17 protein-coding genes and 2 pseudogenes are annotated in these 16,684 nt (G+C 56.0%); 12 read left to right on the forward strand and 7 right to left on the reverse strand.

Annotation, left to right across the window (positions count from 1 at the left end):
- Window positions 1–17 precede the first annotated feature (17 nt).
- Together ASB65_RS09860 and ASB65_RS09865 are read right to left on the reverse strand one after the other, a co-directional pair.
- Window positions 18–626: an ANTAR domain-containing response regulator gene (locus tag ASB65_RS09860; protein WP_003509665.1), complete on the reverse strand. Its 609-nt coding sequence runs from the start codon at window positions 624–626 to the stop codon at window positions 18–20.
- A gap of 11 nt (window positions 627–637) precedes the next feature.
- Window positions 638–1,789, reverse strand: coding sequence for a transporter substrate-binding domain-containing protein (locus ASB65_RS09865; RefSeq protein WP_060723847.1), 1,152 nt, complete (start codon window positions 1,787–1,789; stop codon window positions 638–640).
- Window positions 1,790–2,238: 449 nt separating this feature from the next.
- Between ASB65_RS09865 and ASB65_RS09870 the strand changes: the two genes are divergently transcribed.
- The 11 genes and pseudogenes from ASB65_RS09870 (at window position 2,239) to ASB65_RS09925 (ending at window position 11,354) form a co-directional block, all read left to right on the forward strand.
- Window positions 2,239–3,099, forward strand: a complete 861-nt coding sequence (locus tag ASB65_RS09870; RefSeq protein ID WP_236734580.1) for an MDR family NADP-dependent oxidoreductase — start codon at window positions 2,239–2,241, stop codon at window positions 3,097–3,099.
- Window positions 3,096–3,494 carry a hypothetical protein gene (locus ASB65_RS28145; protein WP_139786526.1) on the forward strand — a complete coding sequence of 133 codons (399 nt, stop codon included), beginning with the start codon at window positions 3,096–3,098 and terminating at the stop codon, window positions 3,492–3,494. The genes ASB65_RS09870 and ASB65_RS28145 overlap by 4 nt, the downstream gene beginning before the upstream one ends.
- A gap of 15 nt (window positions 3,495–3,509) precedes the next feature.
- Entirely contained in the window at window positions 3,510–4,679 is a 1,170-nt protein-coding gene (locus tag ASB65_RS09880) for a hypothetical protein (protein ID WP_236734581.1), read from the forward strand.
- Window positions 4,680–4,683: 4 nt separating this feature from the next.
- Window positions 4,684–4,896, forward strand: a pseudogene (locus ASB65_RS09885) (STAS domain-containing protein); the annotation flags it as partial.
- Window positions 4,897–5,125: 229 nt separating this feature from the next.
- Window positions 5,126–6,376, forward strand: coding sequence for a DNA (cytosine-5-)-methyltransferase (dcm, locus tag ASB65_RS09890; protein WP_065695363.1), 1,251 nt, complete (start codon window positions 5,126–5,128; stop codon window positions 6,374–6,376).
- Window positions 6,369–6,827: a very short patch repair endonuclease gene (locus ASB65_RS09895; RefSeq protein ID WP_060723850.1), complete on the forward strand. Its 459-nt coding sequence runs from the start codon at window positions 6,369–6,371 to the stop codon at window positions 6,825–6,827. Before dcm ends, ASB65_RS09895 begins: the two co-directional genes overlap by 8 nt.
- Before the next feature lie 26 nt (window positions 6,828–6,853).
- Window positions 6,854–8,149 (forward strand): MvaI/BcnI family restriction endonuclease, encoded by a 1,296-nt coding sequence (locus ASB65_RS09900; RefSeq protein ID WP_198927607.1) that lies wholly within the window; start codon window positions 6,854–6,856, stop codon window positions 8,147–8,149.
- 333 nt (window positions 8,150–8,482) lie between these two features.
- Entirely contained in the window at window positions 8,483–8,845 is a 363-nt protein-coding gene (gene tnpA / locus ASB65_RS09905) for an IS66-like element accessory protein TnpA (protein WP_060723886.1), read from the forward strand.
- The gene (gene tnpB / locus ASB65_RS09910) at window positions 8,842–9,189 is read left to right on the forward strand and encodes an IS66 family insertion sequence element accessory protein TnpB (protein ID WP_060723852.1); all 348 of its coding nucleotides are present in this window, start codon (window positions 8,842–8,844) and stop codon (window positions 9,187–9,189) included. Before tnpA ends, tnpB begins: the two co-directional genes overlap by 4 nt.
- Window positions 9,190–9,261: 72 nt before the next feature.
- A pseudogene (locus ASB65_RS09915) lies at window positions 9,262–10,101 on the forward strand (IS66-like element ISAtu6 family transposase); the annotation flags it as partial.
- Between the two features lie 63 nt (window positions 10,102–10,164).
- A protein-coding gene (locus ASB65_RS09925; RefSeq protein WP_139786525.1) for an IS3 family transposase occupies window positions 10,165–11,354 on the forward strand; the annotation gives its coding sequence in 2 pieces (ribosomal slippage) (window positions 10,165–10,417 and window positions 10,417–11,354; 1,191 coding nt in all).
- Window positions 11,355–11,516: 162 nt separating this feature from the next.
- On the opposite strand, the gene ASB65_RS09930 is transcribed toward ASB65_RS09925, so the two are convergent.
- From ASB65_RS09930 to ASB65_RS28690, 3 genes are all read right to left on the reverse strand, one after another.
- The gene (locus ASB65_RS09930) at window positions 11,517–11,717 is read right to left on the reverse strand and encodes a hypothetical protein (RefSeq protein WP_060723855.1); all 201 of its coding nucleotides are present in this window, start codon (window positions 11,715–11,717) and stop codon (window positions 11,517–11,519) included.
- A 130-nt stretch (window positions 11,718–11,847) separates the two neighbouring features.
- Window positions 11,848–12,219, reverse strand: coding sequence for a hypothetical protein (locus ASB65_RS09935; RefSeq protein WP_060723856.1), 372 nt, complete (start codon window positions 12,217–12,219; stop codon window positions 11,848–11,850).
- A gap of 11 nt (window positions 12,220–12,230) precedes the next feature.
- Entirely contained in the window at window positions 12,231–13,325 is a 1,095-nt protein-coding gene (locus tag ASB65_RS28690; RefSeq protein ID WP_206744124.1) for a hypothetical protein, read from the reverse strand.
- A gap of 9 nt (window positions 13,326–13,334) precedes the next feature.
- Between ASB65_RS28690 and ASB65_RS28815 the strand changes: the two genes are divergently transcribed.
- The gene (locus ASB65_RS28815) at window positions 13,335–13,802 is read left to right on the forward strand and encodes a hypothetical protein (protein WP_060723857.1); all 468 of its coding nucleotides are present in this window, start codon (window positions 13,335–13,337) and stop codon (window positions 13,800–13,802) included.
- A 160-nt stretch (window positions 13,803–13,962) separates the two neighbouring features.
- On the opposite strand, the gene ASB65_RS09950 is transcribed toward ASB65_RS28815, so the two are convergent.
- Both ASB65_RS09950 and ASB65_RS09955 read right to left on the reverse strand, forming a co-directional pair.
- Window positions 13,963–14,328, reverse strand: coding sequence for an immunity 8 family protein (locus ASB65_RS09950; RefSeq protein WP_060723858.1), 366 nt, complete (start codon window positions 14,326–14,328; stop codon window positions 13,963–13,965).
- Window positions 14,325–16,628: a hemagglutinin repeat-containing protein gene (locus ASB65_RS09955; RefSeq protein WP_060723859.1), complete on the reverse strand. Its 2,304-nt coding sequence runs from the start codon at window positions 16,626–16,628 to the stop codon at window positions 14,325–14,327. Before ASB65_RS09955 ends, ASB65_RS09950 begins: the two co-directional genes overlap by 4 nt.
- Window positions 16,629–16,684: the final 56 nt, after the last annotated feature.

The following is a 16,684-nucleotide window of genomic DNA, read 5'->3' on the forward strand; positions in this document are numbered from 1 at the left end:
CTGGAACACTTGAAAAACTAATCATGTTTTGGGGGTGGGCGCAAGAGCTGTTCGGCGCTTATAATTGAATTGGCGATTTCATCAATCGGAACGCGTCGGGCCATCGCCTCCTCGCGCATTTGGCGGTACGCTTCACTTTCGCTCGTGCCGCGCTTGGCCATCAAAATTGCCTTTGCCCGAGCGAGCTTCTGGTCTCCGAGAACCTTGCGCTTGTATTTGCGCGCCTCCTTGACGAGCTTTTGGCGCTCGAGCCAGAGGCTGCGGGCAATGGCGAGATTGGTGAGCAAGCCAAACGGTTTGATCGGTCTTTCGACAATGGCGAGTGCGCCGCTTTCCAACACGATCTGCAACGTCGAAGGGTTTTCGTAACCGACGATGGCCAACATCGTCGGAGCCGGATTGGGGAGGCATTTCAGCAGGCGTTCGATTTCCGGTCGCGCCTCATCTTCCATTGCGAGGAAGACCACATCTGTGCCAAGCGGCAATTCGGCAGGCACGGGCCAGAGGCAATTGACGGTGCAGCCGATACGCCGCAGGTGATCGACCAGAAACTCCCCTTCGGACGTCCGGGGATGAATAACAAGAACCTTGAGATCCCGCAAATCTCTAAGAAGGGCGAAAGACATGTTGCTCCCTCTCAGACCTTGACACGATGCGGAAAAGTCTGCGTCAGGTCCGGGCGATATTCGCGCATGAAGGGATCTGGCGCCACGCGCAGCGAAGGATCGTAGACGATGTCATAGCCGCCCTGCGCGTTCACCCTTGCCACTCGCGGCCAAAGGTGCGTGTGGTTGGTTAGCCGGTCTACTTTCACAGCGCCCTGCGGGGCATCGTACTCGACTTCATATAGGGCTGGCAGCAACTGCTCAAGACCGTCGCTCCCCGCTTGCTGCAACGCCGCTGCATAAAGATAAACCTGGAAATAAGCTGCTTCTGCCGGGGCGGTCGGTAGCATCTCCCGTCCATATTGCCGCTGGAAAGCGTCGACGAAGGCGCGGGCGCGGGGCGTGTTGAGCGAGGCAAAGAATGGGGCGGCCGTAATATGGCCTTCGGCGACGTCCGGTCGCATGCGGATCACGTCGGCCTCGCTGGTCGATTGGCTTGCGATCGGCATTGTCGCTGAATTAAAGCCCGCTTCCTTGAAAGCTGTATAGAACGGGATGATGCCGTCGCCTACGATCGTCGAATAGATGACATCAGGCCTGGCTGCCTCGATGTGACGGATTATCCTGGCGATATCTTCAGTTTTGAGGTTCAGCGGGACGTACATCTCGTCGAGGACTTGACCTCCGATTTGAAGGAAGAGATCGCTGATCGTCCGGTTTGATTCATAAGGATAGACGTAGTTCGAACCGACGAGAAAAACCCGCTTTCCGTAGCGCGTGGTCAGGAAATCAACCAGTTGAACGGAGTTTTGATTAGGGGCGGCGCCGGTGTAGATGCAATGCCGGGAGTATTCAAATCCCTCGTATAGTGTCGGATAGAACAGTAACGCATTACGAGCCTCGATGACGGGCAAAGCGGCTTTGCGGGTGCTCGACATATGGCAACCGAAAACCACTCGGACCCTGTCTTCATCGCAAAGCTTGACCGCAAGTTCTTTATACAGGTTGGGTGTTGATCGTGGATCATAGGCCACAGGTTCGATCGCTCGGCCAAGCACCCCACCAGCCGCGTTGATTTCAGCGATCGCCAGTAGGCACGCCGCCCTCTGGGTACTCTCCACGGCTCCAGTCACGCCCGTTTCAGAGAAAAGCACACCGACCCGCCAATTTTCTGAAGTCATCATCGCCACCAAAAAATAAAAAAAGCCCCCGCCCGTTTCCGGTCGAGAGCTACCCTGCCCATGGATATCAGCGGCTCACTTAAGCCTGTTGTCGCATGATGTCAGTTTCCTCGTTCGGTGACAATAGCCAAAGGATGACCCTTGATCGTTGTCCTGGAGTTGGGTGCCAGCGGTGATCGCCAGCATGCCCGTTAGTCTTTTACAACGCATACGCCTTGAGCTGATCGTCAAGCCTTATGAGGTGGTCGCCGAACGGTCCTTCAATTTTCGGGGGTATCGCTCAAGCGGTTAGGTCTGTCTGGACGTGTTCGAGCAGATCAAAATGATCTACAACCCCAAATGAGAGCACACCAGGATCAGGATGCTGCCGCCCGTCGAGTTCGAGAAGCGGTAGAATATCCAACCCGAGGGTGCCTAAAAAACTCGGGACTATTGAACGAGGGATGCACCTTATGATGACGATCAAACGCATCGCGCTGGCAAGCCGCCCATTGGCCGAGCCATCGCATGAAAATTTCCGACTTGAGGACGCCGAGTTGCGCGAAGCAGCCGAGGGCGATGTCACGGTCCGTGTTCTCTATCTTTCGCTCGACCCTTACATGCGTGGGCGTATGAGCGACGCCAAATCCTATGCCGCGCCTGTACCCGTCGACGGCATCATGGAGGGCGAGACGATCTGCGAAGTTGTGAAGTCGAGGCACAATGGTTTCGGGCCTGGCGACATCGTGCGCGGGCGGACCGGTTGGTGTACGGGCGCGGTCATCAATGGGGACTTGCTACGAAAGGTCGAGACGCACGGCGCGCCGGTCACGACCGCGATCGGCGTACTCGGCATGCCGGGATTTACTGCATGGAGTGGTCTGAAGTTCATTGGCAAACCGAAACAGGGTGAGACGGTCGCGGTCGCTGCAGCCTCTGGGCCCGTGGGTTCGATGGTCGGAGAGCTTGCAAAGCTTTACGGGGCGAGGGCAGTCGGTATAGCTGGTGGACCCGACAAGTGTGCGTTCGTCAAGGGTGAACTTGGCTTCGACAGCGTGGTTGATCATCGCTCGGAGGATTTCGTACGCGATTTGAACGCTGCCTCTCCAAACGGGATTGATGTCTATTTCGAGAAACGCGAAAGCGGGAAGAAGAAAAGAAGCAAGACCCCAAACCTGGTCCTCAACCAGTCCCCCCTCCGCCTCTCGGTCCAAGCACTAGGGTTGATGATAAGAAAAGACGACGTAAAAAATGTCTTATCGGCCCTTACGACGAAATTAAAGAGGAGTGTTCAGGCGCAGGCGACTACGCCCACCACGTTGTCGCCGACATGACATACCGTCTGGGCGATCGTCCAGGCAAAGTAACGACGGAGAGAGTGCCTAACGCTCCTACCGAAGGCGAAGGTGAGTCAATTTGCCTGACTGAAGCCCAACACAGCAGAAAAAACGGCTCTGGCGGTGTGCACGAACTAACCAGGAACGAACTGAAAGGGATTGATCATCCGGATTTCCCGGGAACAGCTCCTATGGAAGATATCTTGTTAGCGTCTCAAGATGCGCTACTGGCAACCAATGGAATCGACAAAGCCTGTGCAGAAGCGGCGAATGCCCGGGCGGAAGAACAGGTGAAGAAGAAGACAGGCCTTTCCGCTCCGGGAAGGACGAAGGAAAAACCGCTTCCAACGGGCAAAATCGCTGATGTACTTCGTGCTGGAAAATACCCGTAAAAAGGAGAGACCTTCTTGGATGACATTCCGAATGACGAGCAAGATTTCGAAGAACTGTACGGTAAATGGGAGCCCAAATTCTATCAGGCATCCATGGCAGACACCGACCGCCATTTCGCTGCTCTGGTGGGTGGACCGCGTTGGGACGATCCATACACGATCATTCTAATGCGCGACACTGTTGAACAAACATTCTCGCGATCGGATGTTCGCAGGGAGTTGCGCGACATCCGCGTGATACCGTCGTCGAAAGACAATGTCGAGCCTTCCTATGTCACGATCAGCCTGCAGGGCGACATTTACGTTGTCAGTCCAGACGGTTCACAGCATTTCATTATCCCCGGAACTCAAGCCGAATCCGAGACCGCGCCTGAAATCGATTTCCGCTCCATTCTTCCTTATGACAATCGTTGGCTTGTGGCAGGCAGCGAGAACTTCTTGAAGCTCGGAAAAGGCGGGAGTTGGGAGGACGTGTCTCCGTCGCTTACGACTGAATATCCCTACTCGGGGACTGAATGGGCCATTCTAGGCAAAAACGTCAAAGGTGAGATCTTTATCGTTGCGATCCAGAGACCGAACCAACGATACTTTACCCTTTACCCGGGCCATCCTCTATATCGAAGTGACATGACGGAAGACGAACGCTTTGAACGGAAAAAGAGATTGAGAGCTGAAAAGGGTACCCATCCTGTTCTAACGACGCTTTTTACAGGAACACCTGGCAGTTGGAAACGTCAGGAGTTACCTGAACGGATTGCCAAGGCTTCACCACCATACGCATGGGTGGCCGCCATCACTTCCGACAAGCAGGGCAATGATTATCTGGTTGGCTCCGACGGTCTGGTCATGATTGGAACACCAGAAAGCGGTTTTTCGGAGATTTCATCGTTGCCGGATCGCGAAAAGCATTACTCTGATGCTGCTTATCTCGACGGCAAGTTGATCCTCATTGCTGACTCGGAACTGTTTCGTTTCGATGGACATTTAGCAAAAACCTTTACACCAAAGGTGAAGCTCCAGCTCGGGAGCAAACGGGTTCAGCCATCAGCGATTTTTGCCCGGGAAGACAGACTGCACGTGTTTGATTACGGAAACCGGATCTTTTCTCTCGTTGAGGGAGAATGGAGAGAGTATGCGATTCCAAACGAGTTGCTCGAGCGTCCTTTCAAAGCCAGAAAGCCGTAGATTGTCGGATGTGTGTAAGCGGATCATCATCGATCTCACAAAGGCCCATCTCTGGGACATCGCCGCAATCGGCGCGTTGGACAAGATCGTATTGAAGTTTCGTCAGGCGGGCGACGAGGTCGAGGTCCTCGGCTTCAAGGCGAGTGCTGATATGATTGACCGCTTCGCGCTGCACGACAAGGATGAGCGGCTTGCGGCAAGCGCCTCACTACACTGAACAACGTGGCTGCGTACATTTGTGCGCAGCCATCTGTCCCGCGAATGTTGCCTCTTGGTCTGCTCCAAGATTGAATGATTCCAAGGCAAAAGCTGCAAGCAGGGCTCTGGCGTGAAGCAAATTCTCCTGTGTGAACTTGTCAGAATTCGAACAAAGAGGGAACAAACGGTTTGTTTGCTGAGTCCCTTTGTGCCAGAGTGGCAAAAATCGACACAGCGGAGATTCGGGAATGACGCATCAGGACGGCAAGACAGAGTTCGCGCGGCTCAGGGAGCAGGCCGGACTTACCCTTGAGGAGGCTGCGCGCGTCACCAGGGCTTCCATCCGCTCCGCCTACCGTCACGAAAACGGCGAATGCTCTCCGTCGCCGCTTGCTCTCGATATGCTCCGGCAGATGGCCGAAAGCCACCGGTTGCCGGAAAAGCCGGTCCGGTTCCGCTTTATTGACCTCTTCGCCGGCATTGGTGGTCTCAGGGTCGGTTTCGAGAGCATTGGCGGCAAATGTGTTTTCACCAGCGAGTGGGACAAATACGCGGCAGAGACCTACCGGAAAAACTTTCCCGAGGATGAGGAACACGTCTTCGCCGGTGATATCCGGGAGTACACAAAGGATGACGAGGCGCTGGCAAGGATACCCGTGCACGACGTGCTGCTGGCAGGCTTTCCCTGCCAGCCGTTCTCGATCGCCGGCGTGTCGAAGAAAAATGCACTGGGGCGTCCCCACGGCTTTCTCGATGCCACACAGGGAACATTGTTCTTCGATGTGGCGCAGATCATCCGCTACCACAAGCCGAAAGCCTTCCTGCTGGAGAACGTGAAAAACCTCCAGCGCCACGACAAGGGACGCACGTTTGCAACCATCATGAAGGTGCTCGAAGAGGAACTCGGTTACAAGGTCGTGACCCGGGTGGTCAGTGCCCGGCCATGGGTTCCCCAGGGAAGGGAACGCATCTTCATTGCCGGGTTCCGCGATCACAGCGCCGGATTCTCGTTTGATGACGTCGCTGTGCCGGAAGGCCCGGAACCGACCTTGAGCAGCATCCTGCAATCCGGCGTTGACGCCAAATACACCCTGACCCCGAAGCTCTGGGAATACCTCCAGAACTACAAGAAGAAGCACGAGGCCAAGGGCAACGGGTTCGGATTTGGTCTGTTTGGTCCCGGTGACGTCGCGCGCACACTGTCCGCTCGCTACTACAAGGATGGCTCTGAAATCCTGATCGATCAGGGGAAGGGGAACCGTCCGCGCAGGCTTACTCCGAAGGAATGTGCCCGCCTGATGGGGTTCGAGCGGGGAAATCGCGTCTGGGAAATTCCGGTGTCCGACACCCAGGCCTACAAGCAGTTCGGCAATGCGGTCGTCATGCCCGTTGTCGAGGCTATTGCAGAGGCCATGAGCCCGTGGCTGCCGGAAGCCCGGTTCGGTCAGGTGCTTCATCTTCCCGAGGCGGAGGAGGAGAAAGCCGTCGTCAATGGCTGATATCGTTCCTGCCCATGTCCGCAGCCGGATGATGTCCGGAATCCGTGGCAAGGACACGAAGCCGGAACTGCTTGTGCGCAAGGCCCTGCATGCGGCCGGCTTTAGATACAGGCTGCATGAGCGCACCTTGCCCGGAAAACCCGATATGGTGTTTCCGAAATATTCCGCCGTGGTCTTTGTCCATGGCTGCTTCTGGCATGGCCATGACTGCCATCTCTTCCGTATGCCCTCGACGCGGACGGAATTCTGGCAGGCCAAGATCTCGGGAAACGTGGCGCGTGATGTGAGGGCGACTGCCCTTCTTCGGGAGACCGGCTGGCGTGTCGGTACCGTGTGGGAGTGCGCGCTCAAGGGCAGGGAGAAGTTGCCGGTTGATGATATTGTTGCCGCCCTTGCGGTATGGCTGCGCGGTGAAACACCTGAACTGGAAATCCGGGGCCTCGCAGCATGATTGATACCCTTGAGGCCCTTGCCGGGTTGCTGCGCCAGGGTGGCGCCGAGCGAATTTACGCCAAGAAGCTTGCACCGAACGACAACTCCAAGAACCAGATTTACCTCGGCGGCGACTTTTCTGCCCTGAACGTTATTCCGCACGGTGCTGTGGAGACCGATGAAACTGATACGGCCGGGTGCGTGCGCGACCGGGCCAAGGCAAGTGTCCGTTTCTGGTGGATGGATGAAAACGGCCGCTACGAGGCCCCGAATGCCCAGCTTATTCTCTACCCGAAATACCCCGAAGTGCGGATGTCCGGCTTTCTGAAGGGATGCCGCAATGCCCCGGGCGATGTCATGCGGGTTCGCGACGAGGGCAGGGTACTTTTTCTCGGGATCACCCGTGACGGGCGGGTTCTGGGCTGCGCCGTGCCGGCCGGCAGTCCCCTGGCTAACGCCATATATGCATCCGCTGATCTCGAGCCTGCCGGTGTTTTTCTGGAAATTCCGGCGGTACCTGAAGCCGGCAGCACGAGGCAGCGGCTTCTGGAGACGCTCACGGCCATCTATGCCAAACACTGGATAGCCTCGCAGAAGCTTGGTGCCGACGGCATTGCCCGTCCCTATGTCGCGAGGAATGGTGGCGGCTATACGCTGGAGGCCGAACTAGGTATCACGCCGAACGGCTATTCGGAACCGGACTACCTCGGCTGGGAAATCAAGCAGTATGGCGTAACCGACTTTGACCGCTACCGGCCAACGAGCCCGGTAACCTTGCTCACGCCGGAACCGACCGGCGGCTTTTATCGCGAAAAGGGGGTGGAAGCCTTTCTGCGAAGGTTCGGTTATGCCGACAAGAGCGGGAAGGCGGGGCGGTTGAATTTCGGGGGAATTTATTCGAGCGCCCGCGGCTGTCACCCGGATACCGGCCTGCAGTTGCGCCTGACCGGCTACGATTTCGAATCCGGCAAGATCACCGACCTGACCGGGGGGATCGCCCTGTTGGATCAGTATGGCGAAACAGCCGCGCTTTGGCAGTACACGGGCATCATCGAGCACTGGAACCGCAAACATGCCCAGGCCGCCTACGTTCCCTCGCTGTTCCGGACGCCGCCACCTGAATATCGCTACGGGCCACGTATTCAGCTCTGCGAGCAGACGGACTTGATCCTGTTCCTGAAGGCCCTTGCCGTTGGAACCGTCTATTACGATCCGGCCATCAAGCTGGAGACCGATGTCGCGGGAAACTTCCGGATCAAGCGGCGAAGCCAGTTTCGTATCCGGCACGATCAACTCGGGCAGATGTATCACGCGACCGAGATGGTTGAGCTTTCGATCTGAAGTCTGGCTTTATAACCGAGCGTTAACGCAGTCGTTAAAAGTCAAGGCTCTGCGTCAAATTGATGTCCTTGGGATCAAAAGCTTTTTTGGTGGGCTCTTGTATGTCGGACGGGCATACGACGTGGCTGCAGGTCAACGGCACTCCTCGATACGCCGAAATGCTGCCCTGTATAACGCGAAGGTGGTCGTGCCACCGCAGATTCCTTTGTGATAAGAAATGACTTCGGTCGTGAGCGTCCGGTGAGCTGTTTTTGCTGAGCGGGGAAATCAGGCGATGTTCTGGCACTAGAACCAGCATTAGTGCTGACATTAATACCAGAACAAAGAGGTTTCATGGCTCGCATAGAGATCATTTCCGGCACCGAGCGCAGGCGGCGCTGGTCGGACGAGGCGAAGCTGAGGATACTGGCGGAAGCTGATGAGCCGGGTGCTCGCATTGGTGACGTGGCGCGGCGGCATGACGTTCATCCTGGCCAGATCCGCTTGTGGCGGAAGTCGTTCAACTATGTGGATCGACGCACGGTGTTCCTTCCAGTGGAAATCATGGAGGAGGTTGGCGTAAGTCAGGCGTCTGCCACGGTAACGAGGCTGGCGATCGTCGAGATATTGCTGCGGAACGGTCGGTGTCTGAAGGTGCCGATAGATGTCGAGTTGAAGCTGCTCGGCCCGCTGGTCGCTTGCGTGGAGGCGGCATGATCGGACCATCGGGAAATGTGCGGGTCTATCTGGCCTGCGGAGTGACCGATATGCGGCGTGGTATTGATGGTCTGTCCGCGCTGGTTGAAGCGGTCGTGAAGGAGGCGCCGGGCTCGGGCGCAATCTTCGGCTTCCGCGGAAAACGCGCTGACCGGATCAAGCTTCTCTGGTGGGACGGCCAGGGGTTCTGCCTGTTCTACAAGATTTTGGAGCGCGGATACTTTCCATGGCCGACAGCGAAAGAAGGTGTCGCGCACCTGACGCAGGCGCAGCTTTCCATGCTGGTTGAGGGGATTGATTGGCGCCGCCCGGCATGGACGTCCGCTCCTGGCCGAACGGGATAAAAGCTATATTTTGCAGGGGCATCCGAGGCTTAACGCTGGCGCGTCAGAGGCAAATCGGCTAGATTCGCGGGTATGGAAACAGCGCCGCTGGACAGTCAGGACGAGCTCACTGCTTTGCGCGCACTCGTCGCAGAACAGGCGGCAAAGCTTGAGAGCCAGGAAGCCGAGGTCATAAAGCGTGACTCGATAATCGGGCTTCTTCGTGCGCAACTGGAACTGCTCCGCCATCGCCAGCACGGCGGCTCTTCGGAAAAGATCGACCGGAAGATCGAACAGTTTGAGTTGATGCTGGAGGAGATCGAGGCTTCTCGCGCCGAGGCTGAACTGCGCTCCGGGAAAACTCCTCTGCCGGAGTTGGACGACGCGCCGGACAAGCCAAAGCGCAAACCATTGCCCGAGGGTCTCGCCACCGAAGAACTGATCTATGCGGCTCCCTGTAATTGCCCGACCTGCGGTGGCACCTCCTTCCTGAAGGCGCCCGACAGGGTGGTTCAGGTGCTGGAACACGTGCCGGCGTCGGTCAAGATTGTTCGGCATGTCGAAAAGCGCATGATCTGCAAGGAATGCGATACGACAGTGGCTGGCGAGATGCCAACCTTGCCGATCGAGCGCGGCAAGCCCGGGCCTGGATTGCTCGCCCATATCATGGTCTCCAAGTTCGATGATCACATTCCGCTTTACCGTCTCTCAGAGATGTATGATCGGCTGGGAATAGACATATCGCGCTCCGTGATGGCCGACTGGGTCGGCCGCGTATCCGCTTTGCTGACACCCATCGTCTTGTTGATCAGGGCCCACATCGCCGCGCTTGACCGAATACATACGGACGATACCCCGGTCGATGTTCTCGACCCCGGGCGGGGCAAGACAAAAACCGGCAGGGTCTGGGTCTACGTCTTCGACGGCAGTGGCTGACCTGCCACGGGTAATTTCCTCCAGATTGCATTAGAGTCCGGCCCATCAAAGGACGGACGAATGAAGAAGCAGAGATTTACTGAAGAGCAGATTATTGCGGTGCTGAAGGAGCAGGAGGCTAGCGCGAAGGTGGCCGACCTCTGCCGCAAGCATGGGATTTCGGACGCGACATTTTACAATTGGAAAGCCAAATACGGCGGCATGGAGGTTTCCGAGGCGAAGCGCCTGAAGGCGCTCGAAGAGGAGAACGCCAAGCTGAAGAAGCTGCTCGCCGAGCAGATGCTGGACGCTGCTGCACTCCGCGAGCTTCTTGCAAAAAAATGGTAGGGCCCGCCGCCAAGCGTGAAGCCGTCGCGCATCTGAAGGCCGTCATGGGCCTCTCGGAGCGGCGGGCCTGCCAGATCATATCGGCTGACCGGAAGATGGTGCGGTATCGGTCACGCCGCCCGTCAGAGGCCGAACTACGAACAAGACTGCGCGACCTCGCCAACGAGCGGCGGCGTTTCGGCTACCGGCGACTGTTTGTCCTGCTCAGGCGGGAGGGAGAGCCGTCCGGTGTCAACCGCGTCTACCGGCTATACCGAGAGGAAGGCCTGTCGGTTCGCAAGCGGAAGGCCAGGCGGCGTGCCGTCGGAACGCGTGCGCCGATACTCGTCGAAGCCAAGGCCAATGCCCGTTGGTCGCTGGATTTCGTGCACGATCAGTTCGCCTGCGGAAGAAGATTTCGCGTGCTCAACATCGTTGATGACGTGACGCGCGAATGCCTGGCGGCGATCCCGGACACCTCGATCTCCGGCCGTCGTGTTGCTCGCGAATTGACGGCGCTCCTCGAGCGGCGGGGCAAGCCCGGCATGATTGTCTCCGACCATGGCACGGAATTCACGTCGAACGCGATCCTCGCTTGGTCAAAGGAGCACAAGGTCGAGTGGCACTACATCGCACCGGGAAAGCCTATGCAGAACGGCTATATTGAGTCCTTCAACGGACGGATGCGCGACGAGCTGCTGAACGAGAGCCTGTTCTTCGGTCTCGATCATGCCCGCAGCGCCATCGCCGAATGGGCGGACGATTACAACCATTCCCGGCCGCACTCATCGCTCGGATACAAAACCCCGGCAGACTTTGCCGGGAGCATCGCCGCAACCGGCTCCAACGCTGCGCAAGATGAAGGCTACGCGTTTCCGCCGGTTGCTCCCACCGCGCCAAGTGGCGTATCGAAAACCGCCGAGGCTCTAATCGCCGTTGGATGAAGATTCAGAATCCCACGAGATGTCAACCTTCCGACTAGCCGGCATCGTAGCACGCGGTGTCGATTGCGACATCCGCATCACTGTCGCAACGAATCCCCGGCTGTCAAAAGCTCAGAAATGTATATGAAATCAAAGCATAATTGATTTGTTTTTATGTATTTCCTATACAACTCGATCAGCATCGATATTTCCGTCAGTATTTTCAAACGCAGTAGAATAGAAAATGTAGTTCGACCATGCGGAATCGGGAGATAAATCATTGATCTCATCTGTGATTTTGCCCAGCTCCTCCTCAGTATCGGGAACTGCGACCAGCTTTTTGATGAGATCCTTTAGTCTGGATTTCGCTGAATCATCGGCCATCATTTACCTGCGATATGATTGAGTGGCGTACTGGTGACCCTGATCCAGCTAAAATTTATCCATATAGGTAAGTTCGTATGTATACCGGATGGCACAACTGGAAAAAGCCTTGTCGCAGACTGCGTTCTTATCAAAAAGTACCTCTGTTCATAGAATATCGGGCTATCCACCCTTCATCGCTGTAAAGTTCACCCGTGAGACCGTCGCTGGCCGTAGCTAAATCAACTGGAGGAATCCCTCCGTTTAAAACAACCGGGAAAGACGAATCGCCTCCCTTTTCAATCAACCAAAGAAAATTGTGAATAGCTCCGTCGATTTGTGTCAATATAATATTCTTGATCGCTTCCCTCTGATCTTGATCAAATTGATCGAGTAAGGCTCGTAATTTTTTCCCCGAATTAGAATTGATTTTTCCCGAGACCATTCCATCATATTCTGAAATCGTTTGGTCTCGAACATCTTTCATAAGCAATCTTCCAAACGTATCTAAGTCCTGCGTCATTCGATCACCTCCTATTTCTTCCAAGGAATATCGGTGGGTACACGAACACCAGACGCGCGCAGCGCTGCCAAAGATCGTGCAACTAATGTTCGTGCGAGCGTTTCGTCTGCGCCGCCAGCCTTCAAGGCTTCTACTGCAATACGTGTATGCTCCGCTAGAGTATTTGGTTTTCCCGTGCGAGCAAGTTCAGTGAATGCCTGTCTTTGATAAGATGTCATGTCTGCATGGCGTAAACCGTAGGTATTCATAAACTCCTGACTAATCGAGAATCCGTCTTTTGGGTTATAGTTCATGTGGTTCTTAAACGCAGCTTTAGCATGAACATGGTGGCCACCTACCTCAGCATATCTTCCCGCTTCCTGGGCGATATCCTTTGCTAGTTTACCTGCCTCATCGCCTCCGGCCTTAAGGACATCCTTGACTGCTTCTGCACTTTTACCGAGAAGCTTCCCTGCCTTTGCGATGGGCAGGAAGCCGACGCTTGCAATCATGATGCCGGCTACATCACCGCTATCGGCGGCTTCAACCATAGCAACCGTATCGGCGACCGGCGTGAATTCGTAGGCAATTCCGGCAATTGTGAACAATCCATCAAGCGCAGTTGAACGCGGCAACTGCGCCAGGGTCATGTCGGTCTCGAACTGAGCGATGTTGCCGCCCGCAGCCAGACCTTCAACTGCTGCGATAACAGATTGGGGATTGACGCGCGTTACGTCGTAGGTCCGATACGCCAACGCCTGAAACCCGCTGGGGTTGGCCCGATACGCTGCAAGAAGATCGTCGGCCGCATTGGCCGGGTTGTCGGATACGCAATTCAAGAGATCACGGAACGCAGCATCGAGACGGAAAGGTCCACCGTTGACGTCATCGGTCGAGGTGTTCGCAAGGCCCTTGATGACTTCATTACGGAAATTGGCGACTGCTATCTCGACCGAATTCGGATTCGTCTTCAACGTTTGCAGATAGGCTGCCAGTTCCACCTGGCAGACGCCATTCGCAGCGCACGGAACGACGACCGCGCCCCCTTCATAATTGCTCGCCTTACCGAACAGGATTGTCTGGCCCATCGCGATCAGCGTCAGGGTTCCCTCGGGCAGCTTATCCATACTGCCGTAGTGCTCGATTGCCGCGTCGGCGGTTTCAAGCTTGCGAACTGTGAGCTCAAAAATCGGATCGCCTTTGGCAAGCGCTGTTGCTTCTTCCGGCGACGCGCCATTGATGATCATTTTGCGCCAGACATCGACAGCCCGGCCTCCCTGAGCCGCGATCTCTCCCGGAACCAGCGCACTCTGGGCTCGCTGATAATTCTGGATCGCCTTGATGTTATCGCCGAACTCGATCAGGTTCTGGACATCGAGTTCGCCCGACAGCTTGGTGTAGTCGTCCTTCGTGATCTCCTGATACTTCGAGGCATCCTTGTTGATGGAGGCGAGAAGCTGCTCGGCGGCCGCCTTGTCCGCTTCCGTTCCGGCAACACCATCCTTGTCGGCATCGCGAATGGTGACGTTCAGGTCACCGGAGGCATCGAGCGTCGTGCGGGTCTCGCCCTGCTTGTCCTTATAGACCTTTTAGTGCTTTTGTGAGGTCGCTAAGGATGTCTCTCGCGACCTCACGGTCAACGGCAAGCGCATGAGGTGTGTTGCAGCCAATTTTCTAGGCCCATACCCGAGCCGGAAGACCATGCCTTAGAGCCGTCTTCCTTTGACGCGTGAACGCTCCAGTCGGCCGGATTCACACCAACCGTCAGGCCGAAGGAGAAGAAACGTCATAGTCCTCAAACTCCCAAAACATGTAACGAGCTAAAGTAGTGGCTATCTCGTCCCATGTTTCTCCGAATACACTATTAACCAATTGCTGCACCGCTAGTTTTATCGCGGCCTCATCATACTCGTTTACAAATAATACATGTCTGGCAAATGTCGGTTTATCGACACGATTCTTGTGAAACCATTTTGGAGAACAAACTTCAAAGCTGAAAATATCTCCTCCTTCTCCGCCAATAACACCCACTGTTACGTCCATGCCAACACAGAAATCAGTTGGATCATCCGGCCAGTAGTTTGCCAGCTCTCCACCAACCATTGAATATGATTTTATCTCAGCTCTCATGGTACGACATCCACATGACCGTTAGATCCCCATTTCAACTGGCCGGGGAGTCTTTGCTCAAAATTTGCCTGAATTTTTCCTAGCTTATCCTTGTAACTGGGAGGCCGGAACTGGCGCAACCTGTCCGCACTTTCATAATAGCCATTTGAAGTAATTCGGTATCCAGGACCCACCCAAGCTTCACCCATAGCCATTGTTTGTTTTTCGTTGAATGAGCCCATACCGAAGTTTATTTTTCCCTTTCCTTGCAGCGCGGCTGATGCGGAGTTCGCAGCTTCCCGCAAGGCACCGCCAAGCAGCGACCAATCTGATCCTTTACCTACCGAATACTCGACCGCCTCTTTCGACAACCACTTCCCAGCAGTTGTTTCATAGAGACGCAAAGCTCCACTTGCGATGACCTTTCCGGTAAGTTTGACATCGGACGCTAAAAAGGTGGGGCTTGGCGTCAGGAGGAGAACTTCATCCGCGGTTTCGATTGCTCCCGGATTGTCGCTGTAGAAGACTTTCCGGCGGACGTCGCTGAAGCTTGTCTCGAGGAAACCTGTAACGTCTGCTGCACCAAGTTCCCCGTAGATCCCACCCGCATTGGACGGTGTTGAATTGACGACGTCTTTCAGGACCTTGACGAGTGAGGTTTCACCGACCGTGTCATAGCAGAGCTCATAGATGAACATGGCGGCGGAGATCTTCGCCTTGGTCTTTTCGATCTCGAGCGACAGTGCAGCAGGATTGATCGTAAGGTCGCCGGAAAGCGCTTTGTCGAGCAGCGCTTGTAATTGAGGCACCAACGTCTCGAGTTCGGACTTTGCGTTGGAAACTGCAATCTCGGCCTGACGCATGCCCTCCGCATTCTGCGTCTGGAATTTTACTTCGCAACCGAAGCCATTGGTTTCGCAGCCTTCCCGTCTTATCAGCGGTTCGCCTGTAGAAAAATCAAGCTTTATACCGTTTGCAATTGCGGCCTTGATTTCAGCCGGGACCTTGCTTGCCGAACCATAGAAACCAACCGCGTCGTTCCAGACACGCTGGCTTGAGACGAATTGCTGGATCTCCGGGGCTTCGATAGCGCGTGCCGCTTCTGTTGGTGTCAGACCGTTGGCCAGCAGACGCCTATAGTAGTCGACGTTTTCCGGCCCTTCCGCAGCGATGGCTTCCGGAATGGCGGCGTTCATAGCTCGTTGATAGTTCTGGATCGCCTTTATGTTATCGCCGAACTCGATCAGGTTCTGGACATCGAGTTCACCCGACAGCTTGGCATAGCTGTCCTTGGTGATTTCCTGATACTTCGAGGCATCCTTGTTGATAGAGGCGAGTAGCTGCTCGGCTGCCGCCTTGTCGGCCTCCGTTCCAGCAATGCCGTCCTTGTCCGCATCGCGGATGTTGACGTTCAATTCACCGGAGGCATCGAGGGTCGTGCGGGTCTCACCCTGCTTGTCCTTCTTCTCATAGGAGAAGCCGACGGAGTTTAGCCCGCCGCCGCTGAGACCGATCGAACCGCCAACGTTTTTGTATTGGTCGGTGTCCTTCAGGTCGGCCACGGTCAGCGTGCCGGTATCGAGGCTGATATCGCCATCGGTCGCCTGAAGCAGCGCGCCGACCAGCGTCGTGTCCTCGCCAACCTTGATATCAATGCCCTGTGCCGCGACAATCCCGGAGCCGGAGGACCATGCCTTGAAACCGTCCTCCTTCGAGCCGCGAACGCTCCAGTCGGCGGGGTTGACACCAACCGTCAGGCCGAAGGAGAAGCCGTCCCGCCAGCCCTGAGCCTGCGGCGAGAGGATGGCGAGGTCGCGCCCGACATCGAGATCGACCGTTCTGCCCACGATGTTGCCGCCCAGAAGCGCCGTATCGCGGCCCGATGTTAGCGAAACATTGCCGGCGGCGGTGATGGAGGCATTCGTCAGCGTCTCGTCATAGCCCTTCGACTTGCCGATATCGAAGCCGATCGAGGACAGGGACAACTGCAGTCCGAAGGAGGACGATTTGTCTTTTGCGTAATCGACAAGCGCCGCCATGAGGATATCGCGGCCGGCATCGATGGAGACATCGCCGCCGGAGACCATCTTCGTGCCCTGATCGAGAATGACGTCCAGTCCGGCCTTCATGACGATATCGCCGCCAGCCGTCAGCTCGGAAATCTGGCTCTCGTTCCAGCGCTGCTCGCTTTTCCAGACCGACAGGTTGATGCCAAAATTCTTGGCCGAGAAATTGCCGTTCTCGTCGGTAAACTGCGACAGCGGATTGAGGCGATCGTTTAATCCTTTCCCAACCGCTGCCCCACCGCCGTCGATGCCCAATTTGCCGAGTTCCGACGTTGGCTTCCCGAAGACGGAAGCACCGGTGGTCGCCAGAT

This window comes from Agrobacterium tumefaciens str. B6, from assembly GCF_001541315.1.
Lineage (GTDB): Bacteria > Pseudomonadota > Alphaproteobacteria > Rhizobiales > Rhizobiaceae > Agrobacterium > Agrobacterium radiobacter.

Excerpts from the sequence above, each read along its gene's own strand:
- ASB65_RS09860 (WP_003509665.1), bottom strand. The coding sequence starts at position 626 with ATGTCTTTCGCCCTTCTTAGAGATTTGCGGGATCTCAAGGTTCTTGTT.
- ASB65_RS09865 (WP_060723847.1), bottom strand. The coding sequence starts at position 1,789 with ATGATGACTTCAGAAAATTGGCGGGTCGGTGTGCTTTTCTCTGAAACG.
- ASB65_RS09870 (WP_236734580.1), top strand. The coding sequence starts at position 2,239 with ATGATGACGATCAAACGCATCGCGCTGGCAAGCCGCCCATTGGCCGAG.
- ASB65_RS28145 (WP_139786526.1), top strand. The coding sequence starts at position 3,096 with ATGACATACCGTCTGGGCGATCGTCCAGGCAAAGTAACGACGGAGAGA.
- dcm (WP_065695363.1), top strand. The coding sequence starts at position 5,126 with ATGACGCATCAGGACGGCAAGACAGAGTTCGCGCGGCTCAGGGAGCAG.
- ASB65_RS09895 (WP_060723850.1), top strand. The coding sequence starts at position 6,369 with ATGGCTGATATCGTTCCTGCCCATGTCCGCAGCCGGATGATGTCCGGA.
- tnpA (WP_060723886.1), top strand. The coding sequence starts at position 8,483 with ATGGCTCGCATAGAGATCATTTCCGGCACCGAGCGCAGGCGGCGCTGG.
- tnpB (WP_060723852.1), top strand. The coding sequence starts at position 8,842 with ATGATCGGACCATCGGGAAATGTGCGGGTCTATCTGGCCTGCGGAGTG.
- ASB65_RS09930 (WP_060723855.1), bottom strand. The coding sequence starts at position 11,717 with ATGGCCGATGATTCAGCGAAATCCAGACTAAAGGATCTCATCAAAAAG.
- ASB65_RS09935 (WP_060723856.1), bottom strand. The coding sequence starts at position 12,219 with ATGACGCAGGACTTAGATACGTTTGGAAGATTGCTTATGAAAGATGTT.
- ASB65_RS28690 (WP_206744124.1), bottom strand. The coding sequence starts at position 13,325 with ATGGATAAGCTGCCCGAGGGAACCCTGACGCTGATCGCGATGGGCCAG.
- ASB65_RS09950 (WP_060723858.1), bottom strand. The coding sequence starts at position 14,328 with ATGAGAGCTGAGATAAAATCATATTCAATGGTTGGTGGAGAGCTGGCA.